The sequence below is a fragment of the Limnohabitans sp. TEGF005 genome (assembly GCF_055394835.1).
In genome coordinates, this window is sequence record NZ_AP029226.1 from 468,893 (window position 1) to 482,768 (window position 13,876).

A 13,876-nucleotide genomic window follows, 5' to 3' on the forward strand; every position below is an offset into this window, starting at 1 on the left:
GCCAGAGTATTTAAATAGCATGACCAATTTGTGACAACCCGGGGTTTCCATGACGCCCAGAGCCTTGGGCGACAGGTGTCCCTCTGTTCGGCGTGTGTTTGTTGCACTGCGGTAACATTCAGGCCCAGCCGGTATGACGCCTCCGTCCAGGTCTGGCTGACCGCGTATTTAGAACGCATTTGACCGCGCCCATCCCTATGAATGCACCCACCACGCTCCAACATTTGATGCAAGCCGACGCCGATGCGCCTCGCCTGCGCGAGATTCCCTACAACTACACGAGCTTTTCTGACCGCGAAATCGTGGTGCGTTTGCTGGGGGAACCTGCATGGGGCTTGCTGAACCAGTTGCGCGAAGAGCGCGGCACAGGCCGTTCGGCCCGCATGCTGTACGAGGTGCTGGGTGACATTTGGGTGGTCGAGCGCAACCCATATTTGCAAGACGATCTGCTGGACAACCCCGGCCGTCGCAAACTGCTGGTCGAGGCCTTGCAGCACCGCCTGGGTGAGGTGCAAAAGCGCCGGACCCCCGAGGCAGATGCCTCTCGCGATGCTTTGGTGGGCCAGTTGCTGGATTTGGCCACGCAGGCGGTGACGCAATTCAGCGAACGTTTCGTGCGGATGGCCAAGCTGCGCAGCCAGGTGCAAAAGACCCTGGGGCGCCTGACGGCCAAGGACAACATCAAGTTCGATGGCCTCTCGCGCGTGAGCCATGTGACCGATGCGACCGACTGGCGCGTGGAATACCCCTTTGTGGTGCTGACCCCCGATTCCGAGACCGAGATGGCCGGGCTGGTGAAAGGCTGTATCGACCTGGGCCTGACCATCGTCCCTCGGGGCGGCGGCACGGGTTATACCGGTGGCGCTATTCCCTTGACCTGGAAGAGCGCGGTCATCAACACCGAAAAGCTCGAAGCCATGACCGAGGTTGAGATGATCGACCTGCCCGGTATCGCGCACCCCATTCCCACCATCTACACCGAAGCCGGTGTGGTTACCCAGCGCGTAGCCGATGCGGCCGAGCGCGGCGGTTTTGTTTTTGCGGTGGACCCGACCTCGGCCGAAGCCAGCTGCATTGGCGGCAACATCGCCATGAACGCAGGTGGCAAAAAAGCGGTGCTTTGGGGCACGGCGCTCGACAACCTGGCCAGCTGGCGCATGGTCACCCCCGACGCCGAATGGCTGGACGTGGTGCGCATGGACCACAACATGGGCAAGATCCACGACGCCGAAGTGGCCACTTTTGAGCTGCGATATTTCAAGGCCGATGGCAAAACCCCGATCCGCACCGAAACCCTGGTGATCCCAGGCAAGACTTTCCGCAAAGAAGGTTTGGGCAAGGACGTGACCGACAAGTTCTTGAGCGGTCTGCCCGGCGTGCAAAAAGAAGGCTGCGACGGCCTCATCACCAGCGCCCGCTGGGTGGTGCACCGCATGCCCACGCACACCCGCACCGTGTGCATGGAGTTTTTTGGACACGCCCGCGAGGCCGTGCCCAGCATCGTCGAAATCAAAGACTTCATGTTTGCTGAGCAAAAGCGCACCGGCACCGTGATGGCCGGCTTGGAGCACCTGGACGACCGCTATTTGCGGGCGGTGGGGTATTCCACCAAGTCCAAGCGCGGTGGCTTTCCCAAGATGGTGCTGATCGGTGACATCGCAGGCGACAACGCCGACGATGTGGCCAAGGCGACTTCTGAGATCGTGCGCATTGCCAATTCGCGCAGCGGCGAAGGCTTCATTGCCATCAGCCCCGAAGCGCGTAAAAAGTTCTGGCACGACCGCAAGAAAACCGCCGCCATCTCGCGCCACACCAACGCCTTCAAGGTCAACGAAGACGTGGTGATCCCGCTGCCTCGCATGGCCGAGTACACCGACGGCATCGAGCGCATCAACATCGAATTGAGCTTGCGCAACAAGCTGCACTTTTGCCGTGAACTCGAAGCCTTTTTGGAGCGTGGCAACTTGCCTCTGGGCAAGCAAGACGACGCCAACGAGATCGCCTCTGCTGAACTGCTGGAAGACCGTGTGGCACAAGCCTTGGCGGTGGTGCGCCAGGTTCAATTGCAATGGCAAGGTTGGCTGACGCAAGTGGATGCGTTGTTCCCCCAGTTGCAAGAGCACAGCCTGCGAGCCAGCTGGAAGACACAAATCCGTCCGGCTTTCCAGAACATCTTTTCAGGTTCGGCCTTTTTGCCGATCCTGACCGAAGTCAATGCCATCCACCAGCGCGTGCTCAAGGGCCGCGTGTGGGTGGCGCTGCACATGCACGCCGGTGACGGCAATGTGCACACCAACATCCCGGTCAACAGTGACAACTACGAGATGCTGCAAACCGCGCACGAAGCGGTGGCCCGCATCATGGTGCTGGCCCGCAGTTTGGATGGGGTGATCTCGGGAGAGCACGGCATTGGCATCACCAAGCTGGAGTTTTTGACCGATGCCGAGTTGGCCAACTTCACCGCTTACAAGGCCAAAGTGGACCCCGAAGGCCGCTTCAACAAAGGCAAGCTGCTGCGTGGCGCGGCCCTGACGGGTCTGGGCGACGATGTGCATGCCGCTGACCTGACGCATGCCTACACCCCCAGCTTTGGCCTGATGGGCCACGAGTCGCTGATCATGCAGCAGTCCGACATCGGCGCGATCGCCGCCAGCGTGAAGGATTGCCTGCGCTGCGGCAAGTGCAAGCCCGTGTGCGCCACGCATGTGCCGCGTGCCAATTTGCTGTACAGCCCGCGCAACAAAATCTTGGCGACCTCGTTGCTGGTCGAGGCTTTTCTGTACGAAGAGCAAACCCGCCGGGGCATTTCGATCAAGCATTGGCAAGAGTTTGAGGACGTGGCCGACCACTGCACGGTGTGCCACAAGTGCCTGACGCCTTGTCCGGTGAACATCGACTTTGGCGATGTGTCGATGAACATGCGCAACCTGTTGCGCAAGATGGGCCAAAAGAGCTTCCGCCCCGGCAATGCCGCGGCCATGTTCATGTTGAATGCCACCAATCCCGAGACCATCAAGCTGGCCCGTATGGCCATGGTGGGTGTGGGCATGAAGGCGCAGCGCTTTGTCGCCGGTTTGCTCAAGGGTGTGGCCCGCAAGCAGACCAGTGCGCCACCCGCATCGGTGGGCTCCGCGCCCATCAAAGAGCAGGTGATCCACTTCATCAACAAGAAGATGCCGGGCAACTTGCCCAAGAAAACAGCGCGTGCTTTGCTCGACATCGAAGACAACGATTACGTGCCGATCATCCGAGACCCGAAGGCCACAAGCTCGGAATCCGAGGCTGTTTTTTACTTCCCCGGTTGCGGCTCCGAGCGCCTGTTCAGCCAGGTGGGTTTGGCCACGCAGGCCATGCTCTGGCATGTGGGCGTGCAGACCGTGTTGCCACCGGGCTACCTGTGCTGCGGCTACCCGCAAAAAGGCTCGGGCCAGTTCGACAAGGCAGAAAAAATCATCACCGACAACCGCGTGCTGTTCCACCGGGTGGCCAACACGCTCAACTACTTGGACATCAAGACCGTGGTGGTGAGCTGCGGCACCTGCTACGACCAGCTGCAGGGTTACGAGTTTGACAAGATTTTCCCTGGCTGCCGCATCATCGACATCCACGAGTTCCTGCTCGAAAAAGGCATGAAGCTGGATGCGGGCGGTGCCTATCTGTACCACGACCCTTGTCACAGCCCCATGAAGCAGCAAGAGCCCATGAAAACCGTCAAGGCCTTGATGGGTGACAACGTGATAGAAAGCAAGCGTTGCTGCGGTGAGTCGGGCACGCTGGGCGTGACTCGCCCCGACATCTCGACCCAGGTTCGTTTCCGCAAAGAAGAAGAGCTGCTCAAGGGCGAAGCCGCTTTGCGTTCGAGCGGTGCCCTGGCCCCGCAAGCCAACGTCAAGATCTTGACCAGCTGCCCCAGCTGCCTGCAAGGTTTGTCGCGCTTCGGCGATGACATGAAAAATGGCCTCCTTGAAGCCGACTACATCGTGGTCGAGATGGCCAAGCACATCCTGGGTGAGAACTGGATGCCTGAGTACGTGAGCGCAGCCAATGCCGGTGGCATTGAACGTGTGTTGGTTTAACCGCTGAAAGCAGAACATGGCCGGATTGAAAAAAGAAACCCCAACGCCCGAGTCATTGACGGTGCATGGTCAGAGCAAGGTGCTGGAAATCGGCTTTTCTGATGGGGCGCAGTTCCGCATTCCGTTCGAGTTGATGCGCGTGTACTCGCCATCGGCCGAGGTGCAGGGCCACGGCCCGGGCCAGGAAGTGCTGCAAACGGGCAAACGCAACGTGTCGATTGCCGAGATCGAGCCCGTGGGCAATTACGCTGTCAAACCCACTTTTTCAGACGGCCATGAGTCGGGACTTTTTACTTGGGAGTACCTGTACTTTTTGGGTTCTGAGCAAGACGCGCTGTGGAAACAATATGAAGACCGCCTGCAAGCTGCGGGGGTCAGCCGTGATGCACCCATGTTCGAAAAAACGGGCAGCAGCTGCGGTCATAGCCATTGAATTTCAGGTTGAAAGAGTTGCCATGAGCACCACCCATTTCGGTTTCAAGACCGTCGACGAAAAAGAAAAAGCCCAGCACGTCCGCGGCGTGTTTGACTCTGTTGCGTCCAAATACGACGTGATGAACGACCTGATGTCGATGGGCTTGCACCGCGTGTGGAAGGCCTACACCGTGCAGGTGGCCAACCTGAAAGAGGGCGATCAGGTGCTGGACATCGCGGGCGGCACAGGCGACTTGTCGATGGCGTTTGCCAAAAAAGTGGGTGCCACCGGGCGTGTGGTCCACACCGACATCAACGAGGCCATGCTCAGCACCGGGCGCGACCGCCTGGTTGACCTGGGACTAGCGCTGCCCACGCTGGTGTGCGATGCCGAGAAGTTGCCGTTCCCCGACAACCACTTCAACGTGGTCAGCGTGGCCTTTGGCCTGCGCAACATGACGCACAAAGATGTTGCGCTCAAGGAGATGTGCCGGGTGCTCAAGCCGGGGGGCAAATTGCTGGTGCTGGAGTTTTCCAAAGTGGCCAAGCCGCTCGAAAAGGTCTATGACTGGTACAGCTTCAAGATCCTGCCGCACATGGGCAAGCTGGTGGCGGGTGACGCCGACAGTTACCGCTATCTGGCCGAATCCATCCGGATGCACCCCAGCCAGGATGAGCTGAAAACCCTTATGAAAAACAGCGGATTTGGCCATGTCGATTTTCACAATTTGTCGGCCGGGGTGGTAGCCTTGCACATGGGTATCAAATGTTGATGCTCATTTGATCAATTTTTTGGACCGAAGTTGGAGACACCATGAACAAGTTGATGACACTGATGCTCGCAGGCGTATTGGCCCTGGGTAGCCTCAATGCCGAAGCCGCCCGCCGCATGGGCGGCGGCAAGTCCATTGGCCAGCAATCGAATCAGGTCACCAAACGTGATGCAGCGCCGCAAACGCCCGCTGCACCTGCCCAAAATGCCGCAGCTGCCAACGCCGCTAAGCCGGCCGCCGCACCCGTCGCTGCTGCACCCAAGAAACCCTGGGGTGCCATGCTGGGTGGCTTGGCCGCAGGCCTTGGCCTGGCTTGGCTGGCCAACTCCCTGGGCATGGGCGGTGCCTTTGGCAACGTCCTGATGGCGTTGTTGATTGGTGTGGCTGTGATGGCCGCGATTGGCATGTTCATGCGCTCACGGCGCAATGCGGCATCGGGCAACCAAGGCGGTTTCGCTTACCAAGGTGCGGGTGCCTCGGCCGATCAGCCTGCATCTTTGAAGCAGTACAACCCAGAAAAAGTGGGTAACGACGCCTCGGCTCGCCCTTGGGAAGGCCAAAACACCCGCTTTGACAGCTCGGCTGTCGAGGCCAGCACCGGCTCCATGATCGGCTCAGCCCTGAGTGGCAACCAAGCTTGGGGTATTCCAGCCGGATTTGACGTGGACAGTTTTGTCACGGCAGCCAAGCGCAATTTTGTGACTTTGCAAGACGCCTGGGACCGTTCGGACATTTCCATGCTGCGCTCCATGATGACCGACACCATGGTGTCCGAGATTCGCAGCCAGTTGGCCGAACGCGAAAGCCAGTTCCCCGGTCAGCCCAACAAGACCGAAGTGGTCATGCTGGAAGCCCAGTTGCTGGGTATTGAAGAGCAGGCCGATGTTTATTTGGCCAGTGTCGAGTTCAACGGCATGATCCGCGAAGACGCGTCCGCAGGCCCCAGCTCATTCCGTGAAGTCTGGAACATGACCAAATCCAAACAAGGCGGTGGCTGGTTGGTCGCTGGCGTGCAAGCACTCCAATAAAGCCTGGCCCCGAATGGGGCTCCGCTTTCGGGAATAATCGGGGACTATGGCAACACAGTCCCCTTTTTCATGGGCCGCTCAGGCTCTTCCCGATATGGTCAGCCAAATGGCTGCGAATTTTCAACCCCCGGCTTGGGTGGTTGATGAGTCGGTCAACCGTCTCGTACTTTTCCTCAACCATGTGTTGATGAGTGAACCCGAGGCCATGGCCCGCTTGGCGCGGCAAAAAGGCCAGCGCATCGAGCTGGTCTGGGACCGCATCCAACTCCAGCTCACGCCCACCCCGGCGGGTTTGTTGGAACGTGGTCGTTTTGACGGCTTTGATTTGCGCTTGTCTGTGACCGAAGAGTCGCCTGTCTCTTTGGCTTCGGCCCTGGCGCGGGGTGACAAACCCAAAGTGCGCATCGAGGGCGATGTGCAACTGGCGGCTGAAGTCAACTGGTTGATCGACCATGTGCGCTGGGACGCCGAAGAAGACCTGGCCCGTTTGGTGGGAGATGCTGCAGCCCACTCCCTTGCGCAGGTCGCACGCAAAGCCATGCAAGCGCTGCGCGGTTTTGTCGCCCAGCGCGCCCCTGGCACGTCGGTGGGTGCTGCAGCATGAGCCGCATCGGTCGCGGCGCGTTCATTGTCTTCATCGTCCTGCGCTACGGCCTGGATGAGCTGGTGCTCTCCAGTTTTCAAAAACCCTGGATTCGCCTGCTGGCCCGGATTCTGTCGCTGGGCCGTGACCTGAGGTCTCCCCGTGCCGAGCGTTTGCGCGAGGCGCTGGAGCGGCTGGGGCCCATATTTGTGAAGTTCGGTCAGGTGCTTTCTACCCGACGCGATTTGCTGCCCTTGGACATCGCCGAAGAGTTGGCGAAGTTGCAGGATCGTGTGCCGCCTTTCAGCTCCGACATCGCGGTAGCCACCATTGAGCGTGCATTTCGTAAACCGGTAGACGAAGTTTTTGAAAGCTTTGAACGTCAACCCGTGGCCAGCGCTTCCATTGCGCAGGTCCACTTTGCCACCTTGCGCAGCAAGTCGGGCGAACTGCGCGAAGTGGCGGTGAAGGTGTTGCGTCCCGGTATGCTGCCGGTGATCCAAAAAGACCTGAGCCTGATGCGCATGATGGCCGGTTGGGTTGAGAACCTGAGCGCCGACGGCAAACGGCTCAAGCCCCGTGAAGTGGTGGCCGAATTCGACAAATACCTGAACGATGAGCTCGATTTGGTGCGCGAAGCCGCCAATGCGGCCCAGCTGCGTCGCAACATGCAGGGCCTTGATCTGGTGCTGATCCCCGAGATGATCTGGGACTTCTGTCAGCCCGAGGTGATCGTGATGGAGCGCATGAACGGTGTGCCCATCAGTCATGTGGAACGCCTGCGTGCCGCTGGTGTGGACATTCCCAAGCTGGCCCGCGATGGCGTGACGCTGTTTTTTACGCAGGTGTTCCGCGACGGTTTTTTCCATGCCGACATGCACCCGGGCAACATCCAGGTCAGCCTGGCACCCGAGACTTTTGGCCGCTACATCTCCTTGGACTTCGGCATCGTGGGCACGCTCACCGAATACGACAAAGAGTATCTGGCGCAAAACTTCACGGCATTTTTCCGCCGCGATTACAAACGCGTGGCCGAGCTGCACATCGAGTCGGGCTGGGTGCCCGCAGACACCCGTGTGGATGAGTTGGAGTCGGCCATCCGTGCGGTGTGCGAGCCTTATTTTGACCGTCCGCTCAAAGAGATTTCGCTGGGCATGGTGTTGATGCGCTTGTTCCAGACCTCTCGCCGTTTCCAGGTCGAGATTCAGCCTCAGCTGGTCTTGCTGCAAAAAACCCTGCTCAACATCGAGGGCCTGGGTCGCCAGCTCGACCCCGAATTGGACTTATGGAGCACAGCCAAGCCCTTCCTGGAAAAATGGATGCTGGACCAGATTGGCCCCAAGAAATTGCTGGAGCAGTTGAAAGACCAAGCACCGCATTACGCCAAGCTGCTGCCCCAGTTGCCACGCTTGTTGCACGAGTACTTGCAAAGACCGCGTCAACAAGACGCTCGTCAGCTGGAAAAATTGCTGGCCGAGCAACGCCGCACCAACGCTTTGCTGCAAATCCTGCTTTATTTGGGCATGGGTTTCATCATGAGCTTGCTGGCTTTTCAGGTCTGGGTTTATTTGCCTACCCTCTAAACCGAGGCGCTTAGCGGGTGACTTTCGGCTCAGACGCCGTTTGACACCCTGGTCTTGCGCGCCTGCCGTGCGGTGTAAATGCCAAAGCCGATGACCGCCAAGGTCACCACCAGCATGAGCAAGCTGGCCGCCGCGTAAATGGAGGGGTTGACCCCCCTTCTGGCGTAACTGAAGATGACCTGCGGCAAGGTGGTCACGCCCGGGCCTGACAGGAATTCCGAGACCACCACATCGTCAAATGACAAGGTGAACGTCAGCAGCCAAGCGGCCAGCAGCGCTTGCGAGATGTTGGGCAAGGTCACCAGAAAAAACACCTGGCTGGGTTTGCAGCCCAAGTCCATGGCGGCTTCTTCGATCGTCCGGTCCATTTCTTTCAGGCGTGACTGGATCACCACGGTGGCATAAGCCATGCCCAAGAGCACATGGCCCAGCACAATGGTGGTCATGCCGCGTTCGGGCCAGCCAAAAACGCGCTGTGTGCCCACCGACAGCAGCAGCAACGACAGGCCAATGATCACTTCGGGCATGACCAGCGGGGCATTGAGCATGGCACTGAACAGGTTGCGCCCCTTGAAACGGGTGTAACGCACCAGTGCATAGGCGGCCAAGGTGGCCAGTACCACCGAGAAAGAGGCGCTGATCACCGCCACCTTGAGCGAGAGCCAAAAGCCTTCGAGCAAGCGCGAGTCGCGGGCCAATGCTTCGTACCAGCGCCAAGAAAAACCCGTGAAATGGCTGTCTTGTCGGGTGCTGTTGAAAGAAAACACCACCAAGAACGCCAAGGGCGCATACAAAAAGGCGTAGATGCAGGTCATCCACACTTTGCCAATGTGGGCTTGAATGCGGCGCATCATGATCGCTCCTCCTGGGCCTGACGGGCGACCCGGGCGTTGTACCAAGCCAGCGGAATGACGACCCACAAAATCATCATGATGGCCAGTGCCGAAGCGCGAGGCCAGTTGTTGCTGCTGAACATTTCGTCCCAAACCACGCGGCCGATCATCACGTTTTCGGCGCCACCCAGTAGCGAGGGGATCACGAATTCACCCAAGCATGGGATGAACACCAGCATCGAGCCCGCCACGATGCCAGCACGGCTGAGCGGTATGGTGATCAGGCAAAACGCCTTCCAAGGGCTGGCGCCCAAGTCATACGCCGCTTCGAGCAATCGGGTATCCAGCTTGACCAATGTGGCGTACAGCGGCAAAACCATGAATGGCAGGTAAACATAGGTCATGCCCACCAGCATCGAAATGTCGGTGTAGAGCATTTGCACCGGCTCGGTGATCAGGCCCAAGGCGATCAGCGCGTTGTTGATGATCCCTTGATCGGCCAAGATGCCTTTCCAGGCATACACGCGCAGCAAAAACGATGTCCAAAAAGGCAGCATCACCATCAGCAGCAAAACAGGGCGTGTGTTGGCCGAAGACCTGGCCAAAAAGTAGGCAAACGGGTAGCCCAGCAGCAGGCAAAAAAACGTGGTCCAAAAAGCGTATTTCAGCGACAGCAGATACGACTCGGTGTACAGCGTCTGGCCGAATTCACCGCTGTCATCGACCACCAGGCTGATGTAGTGGCTCAACTTCAAATGCAGTTTCCAGCCACCGGCTTCGGTGTGCGACAGCAAGCTGGCAAAGGGGTTGAGCTGATCGCCCATGTCGGTCACGCTCAGGCGCATCAGGATCAAAAAGGGCACCGCAAAGAACACCCACAACCACACAAAGGGGATGCCCAGCACCGTGCGCCGCCCCAAGCGCAAGCGCTCCACCAATTGAGACAGGAAATGGATCATGACGACAACAACACCCCGGCCTGGGTGCCCCATGAGCAATAAACGGTGTCGCCCCAAACGATGTCGCCTTCGTGGTTGCGGCTGCGGTTGGTCTGGGTGACCTTGATCACGCTGTGGTCGGTCAACTGAACCACATAAGTGCTGTAGCTGCCCATGTAGGCGATTTCGCGCACCACGCCCGACACCACATTGGCGGTTTCAGCCGATCCGGCCAGGGGTGTGCGCTTGTCGATTTGGATTTTTTCTGGGCGCACGGCCAATGCCAACGCCATGCCCAAAGGGTGAGAGGTGCCGTGGCCGAGCGTGAAACGGCCTTGCGGCGTGGTGAGTTCGGATTCGCTGGCCTCGGTGCGTGACAAGTGCCCGTCAAACAGGTTCACATTGCCAATGAAATCGGCCACAAAGCGGCAACTGGGGGCTTCATAGACCTCGGTGGGGCTGCCCAGTTGCAAGATTCGGCCATGGCTCATCACGGCGATGCGCGAAGCCATGGTCATGGCCTCTTCTTGGTCATGGGTGACCATCACGCACGTCACGCCAATCGATTCGATGATGTTGACCAGTTCAAACTGGGTTTGCTCGCGCAGCTTTTTGTCCAATGCGCCCAAGGGCTCGTCCAGCAGCAGCAGCTGGGGTTTGCGGGCCAGGCTGCGGGCCAAGGCCACACGCTGTTGTTGCCCGCCGGACAGTTGGTGCGGTTTGCGGCTGGCAAATTTTTGCAATTGCACCAAGTCGAGCATGGCTTGCACGCGCTCGCTGATGCTGTCTTTGTCCATGCCCATGCGGCGCAGGCCAAAGGCGATGTTCTCCCACACCGACAGATGGGGAAACAGCGCATACGACTGGAACATCATGTTGATGGGGCGCTCATAAGGCGGCAGTTGGCTGATGTCTTGCCCGCCCAAAAAAATCTGGCCTGCCGATGGCGTCTCAAACCCAGCCAACATGCGCAGCAAGGTCGACTTGCCGCAACCCGAGCTGCCAAGCAAGGCAAAAATTTCACCTTTGCCAATATTTAGCGACACATCGTCGACCGCTGTCACGCTGTCAAATCGCTTGACCAGGTTCTGAATCTGGAGAAATCCGGCTTTGTCGGTGGGCACAGGGGGCGTCATGTCGTCTTTCTGAACTCAAGAAAAAGGCTGTGCACATGGGACATGTGCACAGCCTGATTTCAATCACGCGGCAAGAGGCGCGTTGTCATTTGCCTTTTTTGAAGGCGGTGTAGACCGATGTCATGGATTCGCGCGTGGCGTTGGACAGGCTCGATGGCGAGACCGCCACTTGCAGTGCGGCAGCATCCAAGAAAACAGCCTTGTTGTTGGCCACTTCAGGGGTGACCTGTGCCACGCTGGCCTTGTTGGCGGTGGCGTAGCTAAGCTCATTGGTCAGCGATGCGGACACTTCTGGCTTCAAGAAGTAATTGATGAAGGCCATGGCATTGTTGGGGTGCTGGGCATCCTTGGGCACGGCCAGGTTGTCAAAGAACAGCAGGCCACCGGTTTTGGGCAACAAGGCTTCGATCTCTTGACCGCTCTTGTTTTCCACGGCGCGCGAGCTGGCGATGTTGATGTCACCCGCCCAGCCCAGTGCCACGCAGGCCTTGCCACCGGCCAGATCGTCGATCATGGTGCTGGAGAACAAGCGGATGTCTTTGCGCACTTTGCTCAGCATCTCACCAGCGGCCTTGTGGTCAGCCGCGTCCGCAGAGTAGGCGTCTTTGCCAATGTAGTGCAGGGCTGGCGGCATGATTTCGGTGGGCGAATCGAGGTAAGCAATGCCGCAAGACTTGAGTTTGCTGGTGTAGGTAGGGTTGAACACCAGATCCCAGGCGTTTTCGGGCATGGGGGTGTTGCCCAGCGCTTTGGCCACTTTGGCTTTGTTGATGCCAACGGTGGTGAAACTCCAAGCCCAAGGGATCAGGTGGGTGTTGCCTGGATCGACTTTGTCGAGCTTGGCCATGATCGCGGGGTCCAGATTGGCCAGATTGGGGATTTGGGCCTTGTCCAGGGGGCGCAGCAAACCGGCTTCGATTTGGGACTTGGCAAAAACCGCGCCTGGCACCACCAGGTCATAACCCGAGTTGCCAGCGATCAGCTTGGCTTGCAGGGCCTCGTTGTTCTCAAAGGTTTGGTAGTTGACCTTGATGCCCGTTTCTTTTTCGAAATTGGCCACCATGTCTTGGGTGATGTAGTCGGGCCAGTTGTAAATGTTCAACACTTTTTCTTCGGTGTTGACCGGGGCCGCTGCACTCACGGGGGCCTGGGGGGCTTCTTCTTTTTTGCCGCACGCGGCCAAGGCCAAAGCACACAAAGCGGTCAGTAAAAAACGTTTGTTCATGATCGTGAAAGCTCCATAAAGCGTGGGTATGCAGGGCCGCATCGGGTCGCCACCAGAGGGGCCTGCGCGGAATTGTATAAGAGAGAACTTTGCCCGTGTCTGCGCGGTTTGACCACCCCTGTGACTCCGGGGCCGAGATGTTTCAAGCCACATGTCCAGGCAGGCAAGGGGTTCGACTTACAATTTAGGGTTGAAAAAATATTTCCAGGAACCTCTTCATGCCCATTTACGCCTACAAGTGCGACGCCTGCGGCCATGCTAAGGATGTGCTGCAAAAAATGTCCGATGCGGCCCTGACCGAATGCCCCGCCTGCGGTGCCCCCCAGTTCAGCAAACAACTGACAGCCCCTGGTTTCCAGCTCAAGGGCACAGGCTGGTATGCCACCGATTTCAAGGGCGGCGGAGCCACAGGTGCAGCAGCCTCCGCAGTCACTGCCACCGATGCCGTAGCACCTGCCACTTCTGACGCCCCGAGTGCCAGTGCGGGTGCAGCCGAGTCGAGTACGCCAGCGGCCTCCGGTGGCTGTGCGGCATCTTGCGCCTGCCACTGACCTGTCCACATTGATTGCCTCTTCATGAAACAACGCAGCTTCAAACAGTACTTCATCACCGGTCTCTTGGTGTGGCTGCCCATGGGCATCACCGTCTGGGTGTTGACCTGGTTGGTCGGGCTGCTGGATGGCATTTTTCTGGCCATTTTGCTGGCCGCTGACACCCTGATCCCGGGCATGCACAAGCTGGCCGAGTTGCTGCGCGGTGTACCTGGTCTTGGCGTGATTTTGGTGGCCTTGGTGATTTTTGCCACGGGTGTTTTTGTGGCCAACATGTTTGGCCAATGGTGGTTGCGCCAGTGGGACAACCTGATGAACCGCATCCCGGTGGTGCGCAGCATTTACACCAGCGTCAAGCAGGTGGCTGACACCCTGTTTTCGGGCAGCGGCAATGCTTTTTCTAAGGCTTTGCTGGTGCAGTACCCGCGGCAAGGCTCATGGACCATCGCCTTTTTGACCGGCACGCCTGGCGGCGAGGTCGCCAAACACTTGGGTCAGCCCATGGTGAGTGTCTATGTGCCCACCACACCCAACCCGACTTCGGGCTTCTTCCTGATGATGCCCAAAGCCGATGTGATCGAACTCGAGATGAGCGTCGACGACGCGCTGAAATACATCATCTCCATGGGGGTTGTGGTTCCAGGCGGTCCCGACGCCTTGCCTGTCGCCCCAGCGGCCTCCCAACAGCCTTTGTGAGCTGGTCAGTCCATTGCCTTCCAGCTTGCACGCCACACAA

General features: G+C 58.7%; 12 protein-coding genes. 8 read left to right on the plus strand and 4 right to left on the minus strand.

Features of this window, described 5'->3' with window-relative positions; all coding sequences use genetic code 11:
• The first annotated feature begins 197 nt into the window (after nt 1–197).
• Genes ACZ5RG_RS02255 through ubiB form a run of 6 tightly spaced genes read left to right on the plus strand, consistent with a single transcriptional unit; the run spans nt 198 to nt 8,457 of the window.
• Nucleotides 198–4,076, plus strand: coding sequence for a DUF3683 domain-containing protein (locus tag ACZ5RG_RS02255; RefSeq protein WP_464447677.1), 3,879 nt, complete (start codon nt 198–200; stop codon nt 4,074–4,076).
• Between the two features lie 16 nt (nt 4,077–4,092).
• Nucleotides 4,093–4,509 carry a gamma-butyrobetaine hydroxylase family protein gene (locus tag ACZ5RG_RS02260; protein ID WP_464447678.1) on the plus strand — a complete coding sequence of 139 codons (417 nt, stop codon included), beginning with the start codon at nt 4,093–4,095 and terminating at the stop codon, nt 4,507–4,509.
• A gap of 22 nt (nt 4,510–4,531) precedes the next feature.
• A complete protein-coding gene (ubiE, locus tag ACZ5RG_RS02265) occupies nt 4,532–5,263 on the plus strand; it encodes a bifunctional demethylmenaquinone methyltransferase/2-methoxy-6-polyprenyl-1,4-benzoquinol methylase UbiE (RefSeq protein WP_298602075.1) in 732 nt (243 codons plus the stop codon).
• 41 nt (nt 5,264–5,304) lie between these two features.
• On the plus strand, nt 5,305–6,291 hold the full coding sequence (locus ACZ5RG_RS02270) for a Tim44 domain-containing protein (protein WP_464447679.1): 987 nt from the start codon (nt 5,305–5,307) through the stop codon (nt 6,289–6,291).
• A 46-nt stretch (nt 6,292–6,337) separates the two neighbouring features.
• Nucleotides 6,338–6,895, plus strand: a complete 558-nt coding sequence (locus ACZ5RG_RS02275; RefSeq protein WP_464447680.1) for a hypothetical protein — start codon at nt 6,338–6,340, stop codon at nt 6,893–6,895.
• Complete coding sequence (gene ubiB / locus ACZ5RG_RS02280; RefSeq protein ID WP_315139110.1) at nt 6,892–8,457, plus strand: ubiquinone biosynthesis regulatory protein kinase UbiB; 1,566 nt, start codon at nt 6,892–6,894, stop codon at nt 8,455–8,457. The genes ACZ5RG_RS02275 and ubiB overlap by 4 nt, the downstream gene beginning before the upstream one ends.
• A gap of 29 nt (nt 8,458–8,486) precedes the next feature.
• Here the strand turns inward: ubiB and ACZ5RG_RS02285 are convergent, their stop codons facing one another.
• The 4 genes from ACZ5RG_RS02285 to ACZ5RG_RS02300 form a co-directional block, all read right to left on the minus strand.
• The gene (locus ACZ5RG_RS02285; RefSeq protein WP_464447681.1) at nt 8,487–9,311 is read right to left on the minus strand and encodes an ABC transporter permease; all 825 of its coding nucleotides are present in this window, start codon (nt 9,309–9,311) and stop codon (nt 8,487–8,489) included.
• The gene (locus ACZ5RG_RS02290; RefSeq protein WP_464447682.1) at nt 9,308–10,249 is read right to left on the minus strand and encodes an ABC transporter permease; all 942 of its coding nucleotides are present in this window, start codon (nt 10,247–10,249) and stop codon (nt 9,308–9,310) included. Before ACZ5RG_RS02290 ends, ACZ5RG_RS02285 begins: the two co-directional genes overlap by 4 nt.
• Nucleotides 10,246–11,364, minus strand: coding sequence for an ABC transporter ATP-binding protein (locus ACZ5RG_RS02295; protein ID WP_298602056.1), 1,119 nt, complete (start codon nt 11,362–11,364; stop codon nt 10,246–10,248). The genes ACZ5RG_RS02290 and ACZ5RG_RS02295 overlap by 4 nt, the downstream gene beginning before the upstream one ends.
• Before the next feature lie 85 nt (nt 11,365–11,449).
• Nucleotides 11,450–12,589, minus strand: coding sequence for an extracellular solute-binding protein (locus ACZ5RG_RS02300; RefSeq protein WP_312260938.1), 1,140 nt, complete (start codon nt 12,587–12,589; stop codon nt 11,450–11,452).
• A 218-nt stretch (nt 12,590–12,807) separates the two neighbouring features.
• Between ACZ5RG_RS02300 and ACZ5RG_RS02305 the strand changes: the two genes are divergently transcribed.
• Together ACZ5RG_RS02305 and ACZ5RG_RS02310 are read left to right on the plus strand one after the other, a co-directional pair.
• On the plus strand, nt 12,808–13,140 hold the full coding sequence (locus tag ACZ5RG_RS02305) for an FmdB family zinc ribbon protein (protein WP_315237022.1): 333 nt from the start codon (nt 12,808–12,810) through the stop codon (nt 13,138–13,140).
• Between the two features lie 24 nt (nt 13,141–13,164).
• The gene (locus ACZ5RG_RS02310; protein ID WP_464447683.1) at nt 13,165–13,836 is read left to right on the plus strand and encodes a DUF502 domain-containing protein; all 672 of its coding nucleotides are present in this window, start codon (nt 13,165–13,167) and stop codon (nt 13,834–13,836) included.
• The last annotated feature ends 40 nt before the right edge of the window (nt 13,837–13,876 follow it).